The organism is Thermomonospora sp. CIF 1 (assembly GCF_001896795.1).
Lineage (GTDB): Bacteria > Actinomycetota > Actinomycetes > Streptosporangiales > Streptosporangiaceae > Thermomonospora > Thermomonospora curvata.
Genome location: NZ_MOYN02000004.1, coordinates 37,406 through 58,053 on the forward strand (window position 1 = coordinate 37,406; position 20,648 = coordinate 58,053).

The window sequence follows — 20,648 nt, forward strand, 5'->3', positions numbered from 1 at the left end:
TCAGGTCGGCAGGAACCGTTCGTAAAAGACGTGCTCGGCGGGGACCCCGGCCCGTGCCGCCACCTGGACGACGGCATCGACCATGGGCGGCGGGCCGCACACGTAGATGTCGGGCGCGGCCGGCGCCTCGGCCAGGTCCGCCGCCAGCAGGTCCGCCGGGGTGCCCACCGGCCCCTGCCAGGAGGGGCCGGGCCGCCACACGCAGACCCGGTGGCTGAAGCCGGGCAGCTCGGCCGCCACCGCGTCCAGCTCGGCCGTCCCGAACACCTCTTCTTCGGTGTTGACGCCCAGCAGCAGCCGCGCCGGCTGGGGCTCCTGCCATTCGGCCATGTGCCGCACCATCGACAGCAGCGGCGCCAGGCCGGTCCCGCCGGCCACGAACCAGCGGGGCCGCAGCCCGGTTTCCCGCAGGCCGAAGGCGCCCTGCGGGCCGAACGCGGTGAGCGTCTGCCCGGGACGGGCCCGCTCCCGCAGATAGGTGGAGAACAGCCCGCCCGGCCGCAGCCGGATGTAGAACTCCATGCGGCCCTCCCAGTTGCCGGTGTTGGCCAGGGAGTAGGCCCGTTTGGCGTCGTGGCCGGGAACTTGCAGTTCCACGAACTGCCCCGGGTCGAACTGGCAGTCGGTCCCCCCGTCCTCGGTGGGCTCTGCCCGCAGCTCCAGCCGCACCGTTTCGCAGGCGACGGTCTCCAGCGCGACGATGACGGCCTGCCGCCGCGGTATCCCGCCGCGCAGGATCCGGGACCCGTCGTAGGGGAGCGTCACCGACAGCGGGCCGCGGGGGAAGGTGCGGCACAGCAGCACCTCCCCGGCGGCGCGCCGCTCCGGCGGCAGCGCCGCCGGGCTGTGGGCGCCCAGCTCGTAGTCCCCCTCGGCGACCGAGGCGTGGCAGGACCCGCAGGTGCCCTGCTTGCAGGAGGCCGGCAGGGCGGCCCCGGCCTCGGCGGCGGCCTCCAGCACGCTCCGGCCGGGCGCGCAGCCGAACTCCAGCCGCTCCCCGTCGGAGGTCACCAGCGTCACCGGCCGGACTTCCGTGGCCTCGGCGGTGGTCATGAGGCCCGTCCCAGCGCCGCGGCCAGGTCGTCCTCGGCCCGTCCGGTGGTGCGCAGCCCGAACCGCTTCACGAACGTCTCGATCAGGCCGGGGGTCAGGTAGCCCGGCAGCGTCGGGCCGAGGTGGATGTTGCGGACGCCCAGCGCCAGCAGCGTCATCAGCACCGCGGCGGCCTTCTGCTCCATCCACGACAGCGCCGGCGTCAACGGCAGCTCGTTGACGTCGCACTCGAAGGCGTCGGCCAGCGCCAGGGCGATCTTGATGGCGGAGTAGGAGTCGTTGCACTGCCCGACGTCCAGCAGCCGGGGGATGCCGGCGACCTCCCCGAAGTCGTGCTTGTTGAAGCGGTACTTGGCGCAGCCCAGCGTGAGGATCACGGTGTCGGGCGGCGCGCTCAGCGCCAGCTCGGTGTAGTAGTCGTGGCCCGGGGTGGGCCCGTCGCACCCGCCGATCAGGAAGAAGTGCCGGATGGCGCCCTGCTTGACCGCCTCCACCACCTTGTCGGCCACCGACAGCACCGCATCGCGCCCGAACCCGACCGTGATGAACTGCTCGGGCCCGTCCTCGGGGAACCCCGGCAGCGCCTTGGCGGCCTGGATCAGCGGGGCGAAGTTCCGGTCGGCGATGTGCCGCACCCCCGGCCAGCCCACCGGCCCGGCGGTGAAGATCCGGCGGCGGTAGCTGACGTGCGGCTCGATGATGCAGTTGGACGTCATCAGGATCGGGCCGGGGAAGGCGGCGAAGTCCTGCTGCTGGTCCTGCCAGGCGCCGCCGAAGTTGCCCACCAGGTGCCCATGGGCCTTCAGACGCGGGTAGGCGTGGGCGGGCAGCATTTCGCCGTGGGTGTAGACGTTGATGCCGGTGCCTTCGGTCTGCTCCAGCAGCGCGGCCAGGTCCCGCAGGTCGTGCCCGCTGACCAGGATCGCCTTGCCCGCCACCGGGGTGACGCGCACCGCGGTCGGCTGCTGGGCGCCGTAGGTGCCGGTGTTGGCCGCGTCCAGCAGCTCGATGACCTTGTGGTTCAGCCGGCCCAGGTCCAGGGCGCGCTCCAGCAGCTCGGCGACGTCGGTGGGCTCGCCCGCCAGGTAGGCCAGCGCCTCCTCCACCCCGGAGAACACCTCGGCGCTGCGGTGGCCGAGGGCGGCGGCGTGGTGGGCGTAGGCGCAGATCCCCTTCAGCACGTACAGGTGCAGGGAACGCAGCCCGACCACGTCCGGCCCGGCCGTGTCGATCCCCGCCCTGACACCGACGCCGGACGCCTGCTTCAGCAGGCCGTCCATGTCGGACGCCGGCTGCCAGGCGGCCGGCCCGGCCGGCGTCACCGGCTGCAGGCCGCGGGCGCGCGCCGCCTCCTCGTAGCGGGCCTTGACCCGGTCGCGGACGTCCGCGGCCTCCTTCAGCAGCGCGTTGAACCGGGTCGGGTTGAAGTTGACGTTGGTCAGCGTCGTGAAGACCGCGTAAAGGATGAACTCGGCCGCCTCGTCGTCGGCGGCTCCCAGGGCGCGAGCCTGGACCGCGTACTGGGCGATGCCCTTGACCGCGTGGATGAGCAGGTCCTGCAGGTCGGCGGTGACCTCGTCCTTGCCGCAGTTGCCGAGCGGGCCCGCGCAGCCGACAACGGCGCCGGAACGATCGGTCTGCTCGCACTGGTAGCAAAACACGCCGCATCTCCTGTCGCTTGTCGTCGCGTTCGGCGGCGACGCTAAACAGGACGGGACGGCGTTTCCTTGACGCAGGTCAACTCGCGGCGTCCAGCGGGTGAACTGTGGCCGAGGTCACCGTCATCTCCAGCCGGGCCTCCAGCGCGGGCACGTCGTGCAGGGTGATCCGCCGCCCCTGGACGCTGATCAGCCCCGCGGCCGACAGGTCGCGCAGGATGCGCGAGAGCGTCTCGGGCGCGATGTTGAGCCGGGAGGCCAGCACGTGCTTGCGGGTCGGCAGCGTCACCGTGCACTCGTGCGCCGGTCCGCTCTCCCCGCGGGCCTCGTGCAGCAGGAAACCGATGACGCGCTGGATGCCGGATTGCAGCGAGTAGGCCTCCACGTCCCGGATCAGCCGCCGCAGCCGCACCGCCATGTTCGCCAGCATGCGCCGGGCGAACGAGGGGTCCCGGTCCAGCAGGTCCAGCACCGCGCCGCTGGAGATCCCCAGCAGCCGGGTGGCGACCAGCGCCCCGGCGGTGACCGGGTAGCGCTGCCCGGCGAAGACCACGGCCTCGCCGAAACTTTCCCCGCTGGTGACCAGCTCCACCACTTTCTGCGTGCCGTCGGCCGCCGACACCGTCAGCTGCATCTGCCCGCGCAGCACGTAGTAGAACCCGCGGACCGGATCCCCCTGGTGGAACAGGATCTCCCCGCGTTCCAGGGAGACCGGGAAGGAACCGGCACGGATGATCTCCAACTGCTGCCGGGTCAGCCCCGAAAACAGCGGCAGCCGGGGCAGCAGCTCCGTGAGCGGCGGGTCGGTCATCTCCACCGCTTGAGCGTATCCGCCGCCGGCGCCGCCCCTCCTGCCGGTGCGAGGAGAACACTGCCGGGGCCGGACGCGGGCAAGAGGACCAGCAGGGGAGGTCTTCCATGGAGCTGGAGAGCGCGATCGAGACGACCGGCAAGGCGATCGACGCCGCCGGGGTGGCGGTCATCGTCGTGGGCGCCGTGGCCGCGACCGGGGTTTTCGCGCACCGGTTACTGCGCGGACGGGACGGGCTCCCCGCCGCCTACCGGCTTTACCGCCAAAGCCTGGGCCGGGCCATCCTGCTGGGGCTGGAGTTCCTGGTGGCCGCGGACATCATCCGCACCGTGGCCGTCTCACCCACTTTCACCAGCGTCGGAATCCTCGCCGCGATCGTCGGCGTGCGGACGTTCTTGAGCTTTTCCCTGCAGGTGGAACTGGAGGGCCGCTGGCCCTGGCAGCGCCGCGGCCTCACCGGAGGCGAACGGGGCACCTGAGCGGGGCCTGCTTTCGCGCCGGGCGCAGGACGCCTGGGGCCGCCGGGGACGGCGACGACCGTTCGGCCGACGCCGAAGGATCGGCGCCCTACCGTGGCCACCATGGGAGGAGAAGCGGACATCTCGGTTCCGGCGCGGCTCATCGCCGAGCCCGCCCGGACCCGGATGCTCACCGGCCTGATCGGCGGCCTTTCACTGCCCGCCGGGGAGCTGGCCCGCCTGGCCGGGGTGTCGGCCTCGACCGCCAGCGAACACCTCAAAGCCCTGGTCGCCGGCGGTTTCGTCACAGTGCACCGCTCCGGCCGCCACCGCTACTACACCCTGGCGAACGCCGACATCGCCCACGCCCTCGAAGCCCTGCAGGCCATCGCCCCCAGCCGCCCGGTGAACTCCCTGCGCGCCCACCGCGCCTCCGCCGACCTGCGGGCCGGCCGCCGCTGCTACGACCACATGGCCGGAGACCTGGGACTGCGGGTGACCGGCCTCCTGGTGCACACGGGCGTCCTGGAACCACTGCGCCCCGGCGCCACGGCGGCCCTGCACCTGGACGCCGCACACCCGATCATCACCCGGTTCGCCCTGCGGGACATCGGCGGCTCCCCGCGCCGCCCCCTGGCACGGGGCTGCCTGGACTGGACGGCGCGCAAACCGCACGTGGCGGGCCGGCTGGGCGCGCACCTGCTGACGCTCTTCCGGGAGCGCCAGTGGGTGACCGCCCGCCTCGGCAGCCGCGCCCTGCGCCTCACCGAGGCGGGGGAGGACGCGCTCACCTCCCTGGAGACCGGCTGAGCGGTCCTGGACGAACCCTTCCGTCACCCTCTGGGCCTGGCCGGTTCCCGGCTCGGGACGCGCTTCACTTTCGGCCGCGGGTTTTCAGCTCAGCAGTGGGAAAGGCTCAGCGGCCGCCTGGAAGGCCCGAAAACACGGCGGTGGCTGATGCCATGCCTCAAACGACGCCGCGTGCGACTCACCCGCAGACCGGCCGGTAACGGGTGGCCAGCTCTTGGACATCGCCGTAAGAGGTGGCGGGCGGCGCCGGTGACCCGTCGCGTAGGCCCACCGCCACCTCTACCGCCCGATCCAGTGCCGCCCGGTACAGCAGTGACCCGCAGCTGACCCGCCGCACGCCCAGCCGCGCCAGCTCCATCACTGAGAAATCGGAAGAGGCCAGCACATTGACGGGCACCGGCACCGCCGAGGTGATCTGCCGGATCTGCGCACCGTCCAGCCGTCCGGGCACGAACACCCCGTCCGCCCCCGCCTCGACATAGCGCACCGCCCGGTCGATGGTCGCGGTGACGGTGGCGTCCTGCCCGACCCAGAAGGTGTCGACGCGGGCGTTGACGAACAGCCCCGGGCAGCGCTCCTTGACCGCGGCGATCTTGGCTGCGTGCACCTCGACCGGAACCAGCCGCCCTGCGGTGCTGTCTTCGATGTTGACCCCATCGACCCCCAGTGAGGCCGCGTACTCGGCGACGGCCTCGGGCTCATCGGCGAACCCGTCCGCGATGTCGACCGAGACCGGACACGGCAGCCTCCGAAGCCGATGCGCCAGCCGGCGGACGGGCTCGGCGATCGCCCGCGACGCATCGGCCAGCCCGTACCGGGCCGCCACCCCCAGACTCGTGGTGCCGACCGCCGCGAAACCCGCCGCCGCCAGCGCCACCGCCGACGCCACATCCCAGGCGTTCGGCAACACCAGCGGATCACCGTCCCGGTGCAACTCCCCGAATTTCGTCCCCATGCCCCGATGCTGACCTGCCGACGTTTCGGCCTTTCCCGAACCGTGGCCGTCCGCGCCGCCAAAGCCGGCGGACGTGAAGGACGGGCCGGCAGGCGAAGAGCACCGCCCGGGCGACTTTTCAACACGCTGTCTTCGCAGAGCGCACGCGGGAACGTCGCTGTCAGGGGCGATCTGGAGTGCCGCGGTGCCGGACACCGGCGAGGCTCCCGTCCTCGGTGTCTTGGGCCACGTGCTGAAAAGTGTTCACCAGACGCTCAGCTGCGTCCCCCGCCGTCGCCGGCTCCGGTGAGGCCGCCGCGGCGGCCGAGGCGGTCGGCGGCCGCTTCGGTGAGCCGGTAGAGACGCATCGGGCGGCCGCCGCCGCGCGCTGTGGAGGTCTGCAGGTCCTCGCCCAAAGACGCCAGCGAGTTCTCCAGGTCTGCGGTCGAGCCGATGTTCTTGACCTTGGCCAAGAGGTCCGAGCGGGACAGCGGAGCGGGATGAGCGGCCAGCAGCGCCTCGATCACCTTGCGCGTGATGTGCGGTTTGGCGGCGCCGGGCCGAGCCCGGGCGGAGGGGGGCGGCGCGGCCGTGGCCATGATGTACTCGACGGAGGCGATCACGTAGGTGATGAACGCCTCGGCGCTTTGCAGGTGCTCCAGCGAGATCGCCTCCTGGTGCGCGGCCACGGCATAGAGAGCGGCGATGCGCTTGGCGTAGGGGAGTGCGCGCCCGGCGAAGGCCTCGATGAGCTCCGACCCCGTGGACAGGGCGGTGAGCCGGTCATAGAGCTGGTCGCGCCAGTAGTCGCGGGCCGCCTCGTCGAACCTGATCAAGCCGAGGCGGCGACCCCGGGCGATGGCCTCGCGCAGTTCTCCGGCGAGCCGGTCGGCGAGCGCCTCGGGCATCTCCTCGGCCAGTGGCAGCGACTGGCAGCGCTGGACGAAAACCGGCAGGAAGCGGTTGAACGTGCCGCCGGCCACGTCCGCCGTCGACAGGTTGGCGCGGAACTCATCGGGGGTGATGTGGCCGACGATCGCCAGGTGCGCGTCCTTGACGGTGGCGCAGTCGGACTTCCTCTTGACGATGACCGACAGCGTGTTGCCCTGCCAGGCGGTGCGCAGGTTCTGCCCGAGGGCGTCGTCGATGCGGGAGCGGCGCATGACCTTCGCCCACTCCTCTTCGATCATCAGGGCGGGGAAGCCGGGGCGGAGTTCCGGCTCGGCATCGTGGAGGGCGCCGTCCTCGTCGTACCAGCCGGCCTCGCGCGCCATGGCCTCCAGCTTGCCCACCAGCCCGGCTCCGGACGAGGGCGAGCCGTACAGCAGGTGGCGTTCGGTGAAGTCCGCCGAGACCCGCTGGAAGATCTCCATGGCCGCGTTGGTGGCGGTCCCCTTGCGGCCCAGCGCCGTCCGCCCGATCAGCATCGTCCACACCAGCAGCGGGTGACGGGCAGAGCCGAGGCGGATGTGCGGCCGGTGCCCGACGGCGGCCGACAGCGCCGACAGCAGGGTCGCCAGCACACCGACCGGGTCGCCTTCGGTGTAGGGATGGACCTCGCCCACCACCCGGCCCAGCAGCCCGCTGAACATGGCCTCCTCCGGCAGCGGGCCGGGCCGTTCGATCTTGTACCAGCCGGTGGCCGCCGGCTGCGGGACGGCTGCGCGCACTGGGGGCGCGGGTTCGCGGAGGTCCGGGGCGTCCGTGTCGCCGGACGTTCCTGGGGGCGCCGCCGGTGCCTGGTCGTCTTCGGCGGGCGGTGTCCACGGCGGACCGCCGAGGTCTTCTGTGCCCACAGGGCCGTTGTGGCGAGGCTGCAAGGTGCTCCGGTAGGCGGCGTCGAGGAATTTCTCGTGCGCGGGATCGGCCTCCAGGAACATGACCTTGGCCCAGCCCGGGGCGGGACGGTCGGGACGCACCGCGACCAGCACACTGGACGGGTCGGCCGCGCAGGTCGCCTGGACCCAGCGGCGGAAGGCCGCCTCGCCCGTCCCGGCCGCCAGCACCGGGTCGGCGCCCCACCGGCTCTCCTCCTCGCCGTCGAGGAAGGAGAACCGGGTGGGACTTTCTTTCTTGCGTCTGGAAGATGACGAGTTCATCTGATCAGTCGAGAAGGAAATCAAGTTCGGCGGCGGCCTCTGTGAAGGCCGCGTGCACCTCGTGGACGAACGGGTTGTCGTAGGCGGCGTGCTGGTCGGGGCGGGGGACGGCACGCGCGTAGATGTCCTCGGCCAGGATCTGCGCTCTGCGGTAGGTCGAGCCCTTGCCGTGCTCTTCGTAGGCGCGCAGCCAGTCCGCCCGTGGCTCCTGGGTGATGAGCAGGTCGGCCAGCCCGATCAGCCGCCTGGTGACGGCGTTGGAGATGGAATCGATGATGGCCTGCCGTTCCTCGGCGTCCGGTTCGGAACCGGTCCAGCGCACCGGCCGCTGCAGCGTCCGGTAGATCTCCTTCTCCAGGTGGTGGCGCAGGCTGGCCGCCGGCCGCAGGTCCCGGTACTCGTCCTCGTGGCCTTCTGACAGGCGGCGGGTGAGCGCCTTGATGGTGGCCCAGTGTTTTTTGGGGATGTCGGGTTCGAACGACAGCCCCAGCAGGCCGTTCCACAGCCTGTGGAAAGACCGGGCGGCCTCGGACACGGCCCTGGTCACCTCTTCTCTTTTGTAGACCGGCCGTGACGGCCCGACCTCCACTTCGGCCGCGTCGGCGGTCAGGGCCTCCACCAGTGCGTTGAACTCCCGGATGGTGCGCGTTGCCGCCTTATGCTTGGCCGGGTCGATGCGCCGCGGGTCGAGCCGCTTGTGGATGCCGCCGACGAAGTGGCAGGACTCATCCAGCCTGCGGCGCAGCACCCGCTCGGCCGCCCCCAGGTCTTCCCGCACCGCGTTCAGCACGTTCTCCGCCGAGTCCAGCACATGCCGCCGCCGCTCGGAGACCGTGCGCAGGTTGTCGCCTTTGACCAGGTCGAAGTGGGTGAACAGGAAGTGCAGCTTGTCGGCGTTGCCGGTGGCCGCGGCGGTGCGCATCACCGACACCGGGGCGGCCTGCATCGGCTGCTGGGCGTTGTCGACCAGGACGATCGCGTCCACCTCGTCCAGCCGTTTGCGCAGCCGGGTGGAGACCTCGCTGGCGGAGTCGTGGACGTGCCCCATGCCTTCTCCGTCGATGAGCACCAGCCGCGGGTGGGTCTCGGCCCACAGCGGACGGAACGGGCCCGCCACCCGGATCCCGTTCACCAGCGGGGTCAGCAGGGAGCCGAAGTCCTCGTGCCGGTTGCTGGAGAAGCGGTTGACGACGCCGATGAACTCGGCGCGGTCCGGGCAGTCCCAGCTCCAGCTCACCGGCCAGCCGTCGGCGTCGCGGTGCAGCTCGCCTGGGGTCAGTGATTCGAAACGCTCCTCGATCGCATCGAGCATGGCCTCGACGATCCGCGCGCAGACCGGGGAGCGGCGGATCCGGTTCTCCAGCTCGTCTTCCAGGACCTCCTCAACGCTGCGCTCTTCATCGGCGGTGATCTCCGTTTGCAGCTTGCCGACCTGGGTGTTCACCACGTGCTGGAGGGCTTCGACGGCGCCGTGGAGCATCGCGGCCGTGGCCGGGTCGCTGACGCCCTGGGGCGCGCCGGCCTCCTCGGCGGTGTCTTCGTCCAGGTCGTCGTCGTAGTCGTCCAGGTCGTCCAGCTCATCGTCGTCGGGCTGCGCGGACGGGGGACGGCCCAGCAGGTAGCTGAAGCGGTAGCGCTGGCTGACGTGGTCCAGCAGCCGGGTGTACACCACCTCCTGCGGCCGTCCTTCGAACACCGCCCGGGCCGCCTCCCAGACGTTGTCGCGCAGGTGGTCGGCGATCTCCTTGCGTTCGGCGAAGGTGACGGCGGCCCGGAAGGGCCCCTGCTCGGTGAGGATCAGCTCGGTGTCGGCGACGGTGGTCTTGGCCGTGGACGTGGAGGGGAAGCGCTCGCTTCTGGGGTCGGTGCCGAGCAGCTGCCGCACCACCGTGGTCTTGCCCGCCCCCGTGGTGCCCAGCAGCAGGACGTGCCGGTACCCCTGGTCGGCGCCCGGCAGCGGCAGCAGCTCATCGCGCAGCGCCAGGGCGGTCTTGGCCTGCGGCGGCGCCGGTTCCGGCTCGGGGGCGGGCCGGTGGATCTGCCGCCACTGGCGGGCCACCTGTTCTGCCAGCTCGTCGGACATCTGCCAGAACCCGAAGTTGCGCGGGGCCGGCAAGGGCTCGGGCAGGGGGGCCGCGTCGGCGAGCCTCCAGTGGAAGAACCGTTTGTTCGCCCACGGCCCGCATTCGCAGGGGCCGCCTTTGCAGACCTCCACCAGTCTGGCCACGGCGACCACCATCTGCCGTTCGGTGCAGGCGGCGGTGATCTGCTCGGTCCTCCACCCGGTCAGCCGGGCGGTCTCATACAGGATCGTTTGGTCGAAACCGGAGCCCGCGCAGATCGCGATCCAGCCGCGGTACGCGGTGTCCGTCATGCGGTTGTAGACGTCCTGGTACCCCTCGGAGATCGCCCATGCGGCGGGCTGGGGGACGGTCAGCGCCCAGGTGGGTTCGGACAAAGCACTCCTCGTCGGAAGGTGTCAGGCGGCGCCCGAGAAGGGCGGCGGACAGGGGGTTGTGACCTGCGGGTTCAGATTGCTGGTGTGGCGGCTGACGCCGTCTCGTCTTCTTGTGAACTCTGTCGACCAACGAGCTTTGGATTATGCAGATACACCCCTGGAAATGCAACCCTGTTCACAGCACTCGAGGCCGGTGCGCCTGCGGTTCGCCACCGCAGATGGGCCGGCTCACAGGCGAGAGCGCGATCCGCGCGATGCGCCGTTCGGCTCGCTATTCGGGGACGTGCAGGGGGCTAGGGAGAATCCGGGGGGAGATCGCGGGCCACTACCGACTGGAGCGGCTACTGGGCCGAGGCGGTTTCGCCGGGGTGCGAGTGGCCGCGGGTCTGCCGCGGGAACGGCCGGTGGCGGTGAAGTCCCTGCGCAGCCGTACTCTGGCCGCTGAACCGGCCGACCAGCCGCGGGGAGCGCCGGTGAGGCGAGTGGCGGGCTCGGGGTGCAACTGGCCGATGCCCTGGTGGCCGGGCGCCCGCTGTGCGCAGGTGATCGCATCGCAGGGTTGACGGGCCGGCGCCTGCACGTCGGAGGCCCGCGTGTTCGCGCCCGCCGCTTCGAATCCCCCGCGCTGCCTGTGCCCCGCAGGCTCGCTCAGGTCGCGTGCCGCCAGGGGTTGCCCGGAAGCCGCCGGGTGATTCCATCGCTGCCGCGCAGCAGGAGATCGGGCTCTTCGGTGGCGAACCCGATGTCGTGAAAGGCACTGTGCCCGTGGGCGGCGAAGATCTCCTGCAGCTCCTCCACATGCTCTTCGGGGACGGTGAAGATGAGCTGGAAGTCGACCGAGTCGCCCAAGAGCAGGGGGGTCAGCTCGGTGTCGCTGAGCTTGGCGACCTCCTCCACCGCGCCCACGACCGGCAGCGCGTCTTCTTCCACCGTGAAGCCGACGCCGCTGCGGGCCGCGATCGATTCGATCCCGGCCTTGAGTCCGTCCGAGGAATCCTGGCAGCTGGTCACCAGCCCGCTGGTGCTCAGGGACCGCCCTTCGGGGACCAACGCCTGGGGCCTCTTCCATGCGTTCAGCAAAAGCTCCTCAGCCTGGGGGGAGAGCCTGGTGTCGGCGACGTCCAGCTTGCCGAAGTACTTTTGTGCCGCGGCGGCGATCCCGGTCGGCCCCGTGATGCACAGCCGGTCGCCGGGACGGGCGCCGCCGCGCAGCAGCGAACGCCCCGCCTCGACGACGCCCACCGCCGATGCCGACAGGATCAGGCGTTCGGCCGTGCCGATGTCGCCGCCGACGTTGGGCGCGCCCACCCGGGCGCAGGCGTCGTTGATGCCCTGCAATACCTGGGCGAATCGTTCATCGGGCATCGTCTTGGGGTAGCGGACGACCGACAGCAGCGCGATCGGCTGGGCGCCCATGGCAGCGATGTCGCTGAAATTGGCCATCGCCAGGTAGTAGCCGATGTCGTAATCGTCGAGATAACCGAGTTCATAGAGGCCGAACTTGGGTCCCCGGACATAGTCCGAGCCCACGACCAGCTCCTGAACGCCGTCGAGGCGGAACACCGCGCAATCGTCCTGGGCATCGGCGCCGGCCAGCAGCCGTATGGTCTCCCCACCGGTGAGGCGGTGCGACCAGCCGGTTTGACCGCTGAACATCGGGCCGATGATGGTGGCCAGCCGAGTGGGCTCGTCGGATGAACGGGCGGCTTCCGACATCTCGGACTCACCTTTCTATGGTGCTTCACGAGTGGTGAGAGATATGCCATCCGGCGGTTCGCGCCAGGGTGGCTCTCAAAAGCTCCTTACGGAGCACTACGGCATAGTCCCACTCCGGATCGGCGATGCCGAGCAGCTTGCCGGCGATCGAGCGCAGGTACTGCCGACGCATCTTGCGCGCCACACCATACACCCGGTGTCTGGTGCTGTCACCGCAATAGAAGTAGGGGAGACCGCGCTCTCCCAGCCGTTTGAGATCTTTGATGCCGGTCAGCTCAAGCGCGGTCAGCCCGTCCTCGGTCATGGCCCTGTGCACTGCGTCGAGCCGAAGGGGGAGGAAGTGCATGTGGGCGTGTGTTATGCATGCTGACCCGTCCATTTCCTGCGATGACCCATGTTCCATGACGACCAGTTCGCCGAACGTCATGGAATATTGGCCGTAAATCAGTTTTAGGGCGTCCTCAACCTCTGTCGTATGGTCGCGGACCACTTCTCCGAAGCTGAGGTAGTGCTCATTGGAGACCAGCAGCAGGTGGCCCGTCGTCAGCGGTGACATGTCCGCCAGCAGAGCCAGGTTCTCGCTGCGGCAGATGATCCTGCTTCCAGGGCTCCCCTGATAGGTGCGCGAGAAGTCGGTGTCGGCCGCTCCGGACAGCTCCTGGCAGAAGTCCGCGCCGACGCAGTGAACTTTCTTCGACATGCCGTCCCCGCAGGTCGACAGGGGGTGTAGCGGTCCGGGACACCGCCGTGACCTGGAGTTCCGGGGATGCTCCCCGGCGGCTCCCCCGCCGGTGCCCGGCCGTCTCCGCCATGGAGAGGCCGGCGGGCGCCTTGATCCGGCCGGCGGGCATCGGCCGTCCCTATTGGACGGTGTACCGAGTTATTTAGAGGCAGCCGAAAATCTAGATCTTGGAACGCGCTGCCGTTGTCGCTTGCATGGGTTACATTGAAGCACACCTTTGTGTACTGGTTAAGTTCTGGGGCTGGAGTACAGGCGATGCGCTTGAGTGTGGCCAAAGGCGTGGATCGCACGGTGATCCTGCTGGCCACTGTCGCTCTGGTGAGCAACCAGTACGACTTCCCGTCCAAATCGTTTTGGGAATCGCTCGAGGACGCCCAGCCGGTTGTGCTCATCACTTTGATCGTGGTGGCGGGGATGTTCGGCGCCCTGTCCCCGTTCGAGACCTACTCCCGGCACAGCACACTCGGCAGACGGGTCGCCCTGCGCAGGCAGATTCTCACGGCGTTCGGCCAGTTGCTGGAGCTGGGCGCGGCGGCCGATCCGCCCGTGCCCATCAGCGATCCGGCACTGCACATTTGGCGCAAACGGCGCACTCTTCAGCATCCGTTGCGCGGTGAGCTGGTCAGGGTCGCCACCTACCGGCTCGGTTCCACCCCGGTGACCCGCACGATCCGTCCCACCAGGGGAGTGGGGGTCGTCGGGCTGTGCTGGCAGCTCAACCAGGAGGTGGGCGAGAACGTCGAGCGGCTCGCCGCCCAGGTGCCCGACGAGCAGAGCTTCGAGGACTACCGGCAGCGGCACGGGGCGGCGGCCGTCATGGGCTTCTCCTGGCAGGAATTCACCCGATACCGGCATCGAGGAGCGGTCTTCGCCAGCCCCATCAGGAACGCGCGTTCTAATTTCATCGGATGCGTCAGCTTCGACGCCGCACACGGCTACGATGCCCTGGATTGCCAGCGGCTGTGGCACGAGCTCAACGCGCTTTGCACGGTCATCGGGCAGGATGGATTCGAAAATGTCTGACTCGCGCCGAGACCACGGCGTGCTGCCGGATCTGGCCGAGGTCATCGCGGTGACCTGCGGCTCCTATGAGGCGAGAGCCGACGAATACGCCGACGCCACCGAAGATTACGCGAAGTTCCCCGGGCTCAGGGACGAGGTGGCGGCCTTTGAAAAGGCGCTGCCGCCGGGGCTGCCGGTGCTGGATCTGGGCTGTGGCGGCGGCCGGGACGGCAGGCTGCTGGCCGACCTGGGCCGCCGGGTGCTGGCCGCGGATTTCTCGATGGCCATGCTGCGGTGCGCCCGGTCGCGATCGCCCGGGCGGCACGCGCTGCGTTTCGTCCGGCTGAATATGCTCGACCTGCCGTTCGCCGATGACCGGTTCGCCGGCACGTGGGCCTGCGGCAGCCTGCTGCATCTGCCCTCGACCCAGTTCCCCCGCGTCCTGTCGGAGATCCTCCGGACGCTCGCCCCCGGCGGAACGGCCGCCATCAGCATGCGCGCCGGGACGGGCGAGCACTGGCGGGACGGTGGCACCCTCGCCGGCCGCCGCTGGTTCACGCTGGTCGATCCCGGCGACTTCGCCTCCCGCATGGAACGGGCGGGTTTTCGCCGGGTGCGCCTTCAGCACACCGGCCGCCAGAACTGGTTCGTGGCCCTCGGCGAGAAGTGAACCTTTTCGACTCACCCGTCTCGCCTTGCGGGGAAGGCGTACTGGAAAGCCCGGTGTGACGGTTACTTCCAGCTGTCGGGGTCCCAGTTCGGCGTGGCCTGACGGATGCCGCCGCGCGGGTCCTCCACATCGCCGAAGTAACGCGGGATCAGATGGATGTGCAAGTGATCGACGCTGCGGCCCGCAGCGCGCCCTTCGTTGATCCCGATTGTGTACCCGTGCGGCGGGTCGTAGGTTTCGACCAGTATCTTCCGCGCCTGCAAAAGCAGTGAGTACGAGTCGAGGACTTCCTGGTCGCTGAGGTCGAAGAACGACTCGACGTGTCTTTTGGGCACTATCTCCACGTGCCCGGGGGCGGACGGGTAATTGTCGTATCTGGCAAAGAATGTATCGTTTTCGCACATGATCCTGTTCAGTTTCGGATCATGGCGGCGGCAGAAGATGCATTCATCCAGAGTCACTCTGTCCTCGCCGGGAGTGCTGACCGCTGCGGGACGCTCCGCGCGGAGCCGCTTGAGCAGCTCCGGCAGGTATGTGACCAGCGGGAGTTTTCTGCTCCAGCCCCAACGGCCTGCCTGCGCGTCTGAAACGGACATGGGGGTTCGGAATCTCCTCAGCGGTCGGCAGCGCGTAACAGTAGTCTGCCCTACCTGGCGAGGACTCGGTGCGCAGGCCGCTGTGAACTTTTTCGGCGCGACATCTCTGCAGGTGGAGACGGAGATGTTGCGGTTGGCTGCGGTCTGGAACGTTGCAGGGGCGGACACCGTCGGTGAGCCCGCGGTCGGGTGTGGAGAAGGTTTAGAGGTGATTTTCTTACCAAAGTCGTCGCCGAGTGTCGTTGAGAATTGCAGTGATCTGGACAATGGGTACTGCTGTGACCGGGCTTATGGTGATGTAGCGCAGGGCGCATCGACGCCGTTTTAGCCGATGGCGCCCCTTCCCGCGGCGCGGCTGCCGCCCTGCGGCCGGTTGCGGACGCGGACGGGAACGGCGAGAGAGCCGGCAAGACGGACCGGGCCGGCGACGCCCTGCCCGGCGGAGGCGGCGGTACCCCGGGAGCACGGCGCGCAATCCGGGCCGGTGCCGGTCCACAGGCCTTCCATCCGCCGCCGCACACAGCGATCGGCGAATCGCTTTGGTCAACACCATCAACCACGAATTTCCCGAATGCGGCGTAATTCGCCCCGGTCCGCGATAGTGTCACGGCAACACCACCCGCCCCGCCGGGTGCGATCACCCGGCGGCGGACATACTGGCGGGACGGACCGGCGGGAACGAGCGGGGCGAGACGATGACCGTGGTGACGAGCGACGGCGTTCCGGCACAGGGCCAGTTGGTGACCGTGCGCAACCGGCAATGGGTGGTGGCCGACGTGGTGCGCGGCTCGGTGGCCAGCAGCGACCCCTACACCCTCACCGGCCGGCCCCAGCACCTGGTCACCCTGGTCAGCATCGAAGACGACGCCCGCGACGAGGAGCTCCGGGTCATCTGGGAGCTGGAGTACGGCACCCGCATCCACGACCAGACCCTGCTGCCCGACCCGGCCGCAGGCTTCGACGACCCGGCCGAGCTGGACGCCTTCCTCGACGCCGTCCGCTGGGGCGCCATCGCCTCGGCCGACAAGACCGCCCTGCAGGCCCCCTTCCGCTCCGGCGTCCAGATCGAGGACTACCAGCTCGACCCGGTGGTGCGCGCCCTGTCGATGCCGCGCACCAACCTGCTCATCGCCGACGACGTCGGCCTCGGCAAGACCATCGAGGCCGGCCTGGTGATGCAGGAGCTGATGCTCCGCCACCGCGCCCGCACCATGATCATCGTCTGCCCGGCCGGGCTGACCGTGCAGTGGCGCGAGGAGATGCGCGACAAGTTCGGCCTGGACTTCCGCATCGTCGATGCCGCCCTGCTCAAACGGCTGCGCCGGGAACGCGGCCTGTACGCCAACCCCTGGACCCACTACCCCCGCCTGATCGTCAGCATCGACTGGCTCAAACGCGACCGCCCCATGCGGCTGCTGCGCGACGCGCTCCCGCCCGTCCCCCGCTACCCCCGCGCCTTCGACCTGCTGGTGGTGGACGAGGCCCACATGTGCGCCCCCTCCGCCGCCGGCCGCTACCCGCTCGACACCCTCCGCACCCGGGCCATCCGCCTGCTCGCCCCGCACTGCGAGCACCGCCTGTTCCTGTCGGCCACCCCCCACAACGGCTACCTGGAGTCCTTCACCGCCCTTCTGGAGCTCCTGGACGACCAGCGTTTCGCCCGCGGCGTCAAACCACCCCCCGAGCAGCTCCAGCGCGTCATGGTCCGCCGCCTCAAGCGCGAGCTGCCCCCCAAGTGGAACGGCGAACCGGCCTTCCCCACCCGCCGCCTCGACTGCCTGGAGGTCGATTACGACGAGGAGGAACGCCGCGCCCACCACCTGCTGACCCGCTACGCGGCGAGCCGCCGCGCCCGGACCGGACGGGCCGGCGCCCCCGCCGCCGACTTCGTGACGATGCTGCTGAAGAAGCGGCTGTTCTCCTCGCCCAAGGCGTTCGCCGAGACCATCGAGACCCACCTGGCCACCATGGACGCCCGCCAGGACGCGGGTTTCGACGCGACCGCCGCCCGGGCCGGCGCACAGGTCCTGCGTCCCCTCACCGAGCGCCTGGAGGAGACCGCCGAGGACGAGGACGCCTACCGCGCCGCCGAGGCCGACGCCTTCGCCGCCGTCCGCCGCCTCTCCCCGCCCCTCACCGACGAGGAACGCGGTCTCCTCCACCGGCTGCGGGACTGGGCCCGCACCGCCCGGCACCGCCCCGACTCCAAGTTCGCCGCGCTGCGCCGCTGGCTGGACCCCATCGTCTGCCCCGGCGGCCCCGGCGCCGCGTGGACCGACGAACGGGTCATCATCTTCACCGAGTACCGCGACACCCAACGCTGGCTGCGCGACTGCCTCATCGACGCCGGCTACCCGCCGAACCGCATCGCCCTCCTGTTCGGCGGCCAGGACCCCGCCGAACGCGAGCACGTCAAGAACGTCTTCACCGAATCCCCCGGCCTGCCCGGCGGCGAGGTCCGCATCCTGCTGGCCACCGACGCCGCCAGCGAGGGCATCAACCTCCAGCGCCACTGCCACCGCCTGCTCCACTGGGAGATCCCCTGGAACCCCAACCGCCTGGAGCAGCGCAACGGCCGCATCGACCGCCACGGCCAGCGCGCCCGCGAGGTCAACGTCTTCCACTTCGTCCCCCGCGGCTGGGAACGCGCCGGTTTCACCGACGGCTCCCTGGAGGACGAGCTGCTCTTCCTCCAGCACGCCGCCCGCAAGGTCGAGCAGATCCGCGAGGACCTCGGCAGCGCCGGCGACGTCATCGCCGCCCAGGTCGAACGCAAGATGCTGGGCCGCTCCACCGACTGGGCCGGCGCCGACGCCGAGATCGACCGCCGCGCCAAGAGCGCTCGCCGCAGCCTGAAGGTCGAACGCGACCTGGCCCGCGACCTGGAACGCCTCACCGCCGCCCTGGCCGGCAGCCGCACCGAGCTGAACCTGTTCCCCGAGACCATCGAACGGGTGGTGCGCACCGCGCTGCGCCTGGCCCACCGCAAGGACCTCACCGAGGTCCCGCCCCCCGAGGGGTTCCCGGCCCGCTGCTTTCGGCTGCCGGAGCTGCCCGGCGCCTGGGCGCAGGCCCGCAACGACGGCCTGCACCACCCGCTGACCGGCGCCGAACGCCCGGTCACCTTCGACCAGGACGCCGCCGCCGGCCGCACCGACGTGGTGCTGCTGCACCTGGGCCACCGCCTGGTGCAGATGTGCCTGCGGCTGCTGCGGGCCGAGCTGTGGGCGGGCGCCACCGGCCACGGCGCCAAGCTGTCCCGCGTCACCGCCCGTCTGGTCCCCGGGGACGTGCTGCGCACTCCCGCGGTGGCCGCCCACGGCCGGCTCGTCGTCACCGGCGCCGAGGGCACCCGGCTGCACGAGGAGATCGTGGTGGCCGGCGGCCTCATCGAGGGCGGCGCCTTCGTCCGCGCCCGCGAAGAGGAGGTCGCCTCCTGGTTCAAGGCCGCCACCGCCGAACCCGTCCCCCGGCCGGTGCGGGACGAGCTGGCCGCGCTGTGGCCGAACCTGTCCGGCCCGCTCGGCGGGGCACTGCGCAGCCGCGCCCGCCGGCGCGCCCGCGGCCTGGAGAAGCTGCTGGCCCGCCGCTGCGAGGAGGAGGTCACCGCGCTGCGCACCGTCCTCACCGAGCTGCGCCGCTCCATCGAGGCCGCCCTGGACGACCGCGGCGGCGAGCAGATCAGCCTGTTCGACCTGGATGAGCGCACCCAGCTCCGCAAGGACCGCGAGGCCCTGACCGAACGTCTCCAGGCCATCCCCGTCCAGCTCGAGCAGGAGACCGCCGCGCTGCGCCGCCGCTACGCCGACCCCCGCGACCGCTGGTTCCCCGCCGCCGTGACCTTCCTGGTGCCCGCCGCGATCGCCTACCGGGCGGGGGGTGGACGCTGATGCCGCGCGCTCGGCGGCCGGCGCCCGCCGCCGGGAGAGCGCGACCCGGCCGAGGGGGCGGGAGCCCGCCGCCCGGAAGGCCGCCCCGGTCTGGCCGGGGATGCCGTCTCGCCGTCCGGTCCGACGTCATCGAGGGTGAGGGTGTGAACTGATGCCGCCTCGCAGAAGGAAGCAGCAGCCGACCGAGTCGATCGCCGATCACCACTCCGAGTGGCTGTCCCTGCTGCGCCCCGACGGCCCGTTCCTGGCGCTGTCGGTGCTCACCGAGGCGCTGCCGCAAGGCCTGGAGCAGCTGCCCGCCGACCTGCGCGACGAGATCCGCCGGGCCTGGGCACAGGTGCAGCAGGCCCCGGATCTGCTGCTGGCGGCCTGGCGGGAGAAGGTCCTGCACGACCTGCTCGGCTTCCCGCCCGACGCCCTGGTGCCCGGCGCGACCGTCGAGGCGCTGCGCGGCCACGACCTCCCGGACCTGGTGGCCTACGGGCCGGACCCGGACGGCCGCGCCATCCGGCTGCTGATCTTCACGCTCGGCTGGAACGAGCGCATCGACCGAGGGAACCCCGCCCCGCTGGAACGGGCCGCCGCGGTGTGCCGCCGCACCGGCGTGCCGCTGGCGCTGATCACCAACGGGCGGCTGTGGACGCTGGTGCACGCCCGTCCCGGCGAGGTCGCCTCCAGCGCCGGCTTCGACGCCGACCTGTGGTCGGAGGAGCCGCTGCTGCTGCGGGCCTTCGCCACCCTGCTGGGCGCCCGCCGCTCCCTGCTGCCGCCCCGCCGCCCCGACGGCGTCTGGACCGACGGCCTGACCGCGCTGTTCGCCCGCAGCGCCGAGGCCCGCACCCAGGTCACCGACACTCTCGGCCGCCAGGTCCGCCAGGCGGTGGAGCTGCTGGTGGGCGAGCTGGCCCGGCTGGACCGCGAGTCCGGCGGCGCGCTGCTGGCGGCCGTCCCCGAACGGCAGATCTACCGGGGCGCGCTGATCGTGCTGATGCGCCTGGTGTTCCTGCTGTACGCCGAGGAAAAGGAGCTGCTGCCCGCCGGCGAGCTGTACGCCTCCTCCTACGGCGTGTTCGACCTGTATGAACGGCTGTCGGCCGAACGCGACCGGCACGGCGAGGAGGTCGCCGACCGCCGCAGCGCCGCCTGGTACCGCCTGCTGGCCCTCTTCCGCGCCGTGCACGGCGGCTGCGAGCACGACGACCTGCGCATCCCCGCCTACGGCGGTTCGCTGTTCGACCCCAAGGCCTTCCCCTGGCTGGCCGACGCCCCGGTCACCGACCGGGTGGTGCATCAGATCCTGGACGCCCTGCTGATCCTGCGGCACGCCAAGCGCGGGGCCGCCGCCGAGCGCCTGTCCTACAAGGGCCTGGACGTCGAGCAGATCGGCCACGTCTATGAGGGTCTGCTGGAGTTCTCCTGCCTGAAGGTCACCGAGCCGTACGTCGGGCTGATCGGCGATCGCGGAGTGGAACTGCCGCTACGGACTTTGGAGTGGAACTGCCGCTACGGACTTTGGAGGAGGAAAGGGCCAAGGGCGAGACGTCCTTTGTGAACTGGTTGAAGGAACGCACCGGCGCCACTGCCTTGCAGTTGCGAAAGGCACTGTCCGCCGCCCCGGACCGCGGGCGGCTGGCCGCCCTGCACGCCGCCTGCGACAACGACGCCGCCCTGGTCGAACGCGTCCGCCCCTTCTTCGGCCTGCTCCGCTCCGATCTGCGCGGCGAGCCCACCGTCCACCCGGCCGGCTCGGT

15 protein-coding genes are annotated in these 20,648 nt (G+C 70.8%); 6 read left to right on the forward strand and 9 right to left on the reverse strand.

The features are described 5' to 3' along the window. From BUE48_RS02025 to BUE48_RS02035, 3 genes are all read right to left on the reverse strand, one after another. Window positions 1–1,053 (reverse strand): 2Fe-2S iron-sulfur cluster-binding protein, encoded by a 1,053-nt coding sequence (locus BUE48_RS02025; RefSeq protein WP_012850789.1) that lies wholly within the window; start codon window positions 1,051–1,053, stop codon window positions 1–3. Beyond that, window positions 1,050–2,714 carry a hydroxylamine reductase gene (gene hcp / locus BUE48_RS02030; RefSeq protein WP_286988560.1) on the reverse strand — a complete coding sequence of 555 codons (1,665 nt, stop codon included), beginning with the start codon at window positions 2,712–2,714 and terminating at the stop codon, window positions 1,050–1,052. Before hcp ends, BUE48_RS02025 begins: the two co-directional genes overlap by 4 nt. 76 nt (window positions 2,715–2,790) lie before the next feature. Continuing rightward, complete coding sequence (locus BUE48_RS02035) at window positions 2,791–3,522, reverse strand: Crp/Fnr family transcriptional regulator (protein WP_012850791.1); 732 nt, start codon at window positions 3,520–3,522, stop codon at window positions 2,791–2,793. 107 nt (window positions 3,523–3,629) lie between these two features. On the opposite strand from BUE48_RS02035, the gene BUE48_RS02040 reads away from it, so the two are divergent. Together BUE48_RS02040 and BUE48_RS02045 are read left to right on the forward strand one after the other, a co-directional pair. Further along, window positions 3,630–4,001 (forward strand): DUF1622 domain-containing protein, encoded by a 372-nt coding sequence (locus tag BUE48_RS02040; RefSeq protein ID WP_286988562.1) that lies wholly within the window; start codon window positions 3,630–3,632, stop codon window positions 3,999–4,001. 102 nt (window positions 4,002–4,103) lie between these two features. Next, window positions 4,104–4,790: an ArsR/SmtB family transcription factor gene (locus BUE48_RS02045; protein WP_286988564.1), complete on the forward strand. Its 687-nt coding sequence runs from the start codon at window positions 4,104–4,106 to the stop codon at window positions 4,788–4,790. A gap of 178 nt (window positions 4,791–4,968) precedes the next feature. Here the strand turns inward: BUE48_RS02045 and BUE48_RS02050 are convergent, their stop codons facing one another. The 5 genes from BUE48_RS02050 to BUE48_RS02070 form a co-directional block, all read right to left on the reverse strand. Then, a complete protein-coding gene (locus BUE48_RS02050; RefSeq protein ID WP_286988565.1) occupies window positions 4,969–5,745 on the reverse strand; it encodes an isocitrate lyase/PEP mutase family protein in 777 nt (258 codons plus the stop codon). A gap of 254 nt (window positions 5,746–5,999) precedes the next feature. Further along, complete coding sequence (locus tag BUE48_RS02055) at window positions 6,000–7,823, reverse strand: DUF3987 domain-containing protein (RefSeq protein ID WP_286988566.1); 1,824 nt, start codon at window positions 7,821–7,823, stop codon at window positions 6,000–6,002. 4 nt (window positions 7,824–7,827) lie between these two features. Further along, entirely contained in the window at window positions 7,828–10,281 is a 2,454-nt protein-coding gene (locus tag BUE48_RS02060) for a hypothetical protein (RefSeq protein ID WP_012850796.1), read from the reverse strand. Window positions 10,282–10,929: 648 nt separating this feature from the next. Next, window positions 10,930–11,997, reverse strand: coding sequence for a thiamine-phosphate kinase (gene thiL / locus BUE48_RS02065; RefSeq protein WP_286988568.1), 1,068 nt, complete (start codon window positions 11,995–11,997; stop codon window positions 10,930–10,932). A 25-nt stretch (window positions 11,998–12,022) separates the two neighbouring features. After that, window positions 12,023–12,697: an HIT family protein gene (locus tag BUE48_RS02070; RefSeq protein WP_286988570.1), complete on the reverse strand. Its 675-nt coding sequence runs from the start codon at window positions 12,695–12,697 to the stop codon at window positions 12,023–12,025. A gap of 297 nt (window positions 12,698–12,994) precedes the next feature. On the opposite strand from BUE48_RS02070, the gene BUE48_RS02075 reads away from it, so the two are divergent. After that, the gene (locus BUE48_RS02075; RefSeq protein ID WP_286988571.1) at window positions 12,995–13,762 is read left to right on the forward strand and encodes a hypothetical protein; all 768 of its coding nucleotides are present in this window, start codon (window positions 12,995–12,997) and stop codon (window positions 13,760–13,762) included. Further along, complete coding sequence (locus tag BUE48_RS02080) at window positions 13,755–14,411, forward strand: class I SAM-dependent methyltransferase (RefSeq protein WP_286988573.1); 657 nt, start codon at window positions 13,755–13,757, stop codon at window positions 14,409–14,411. The genes BUE48_RS02075 and BUE48_RS02080 overlap by 8 nt, the downstream gene beginning before the upstream one ends. Before the next feature lie 62 nt (window positions 14,412–14,473). Here the strand turns inward: BUE48_RS02080 and BUE48_RS02085 are convergent, their stop codons facing one another. After that, window positions 14,474–15,007, reverse strand: coding sequence for an HIT family protein (locus BUE48_RS02085; protein ID WP_286988574.1), 534 nt, complete (start codon window positions 15,005–15,007; stop codon window positions 14,474–14,476). A 695-nt stretch (window positions 15,008–15,702) separates the two neighbouring features. On the opposite strand from BUE48_RS02085, the gene drmD reads away from it, so the two are divergent. Together drmD and BUE48_RS02095 are read left to right on the forward strand one after the other, a co-directional pair. Continuing rightward, the gene (gene drmD, locus BUE48_RS02090) at window positions 15,703–18,897 is read left to right on the forward strand and encodes a DISARM system SNF2-like helicase DrmD (RefSeq protein ID WP_286988575.1); all 3,195 of its coding nucleotides are present in this window, start codon (window positions 15,703–15,705) and stop codon (window positions 18,895–18,897) included. Window positions 18,898–19,048: 151 nt separating this feature from the next. Next, window positions 19,049–20,449 carry a hypothetical protein gene (locus BUE48_RS02095; RefSeq protein WP_286988577.1) on the forward strand — a complete coding sequence of 467 codons (1,401 nt, stop codon included), beginning with the start codon at window positions 19,049–19,051 and terminating at the stop codon, window positions 20,447–20,449. Window positions 20,450–20,648 lie beyond the last annotated feature (199 nt).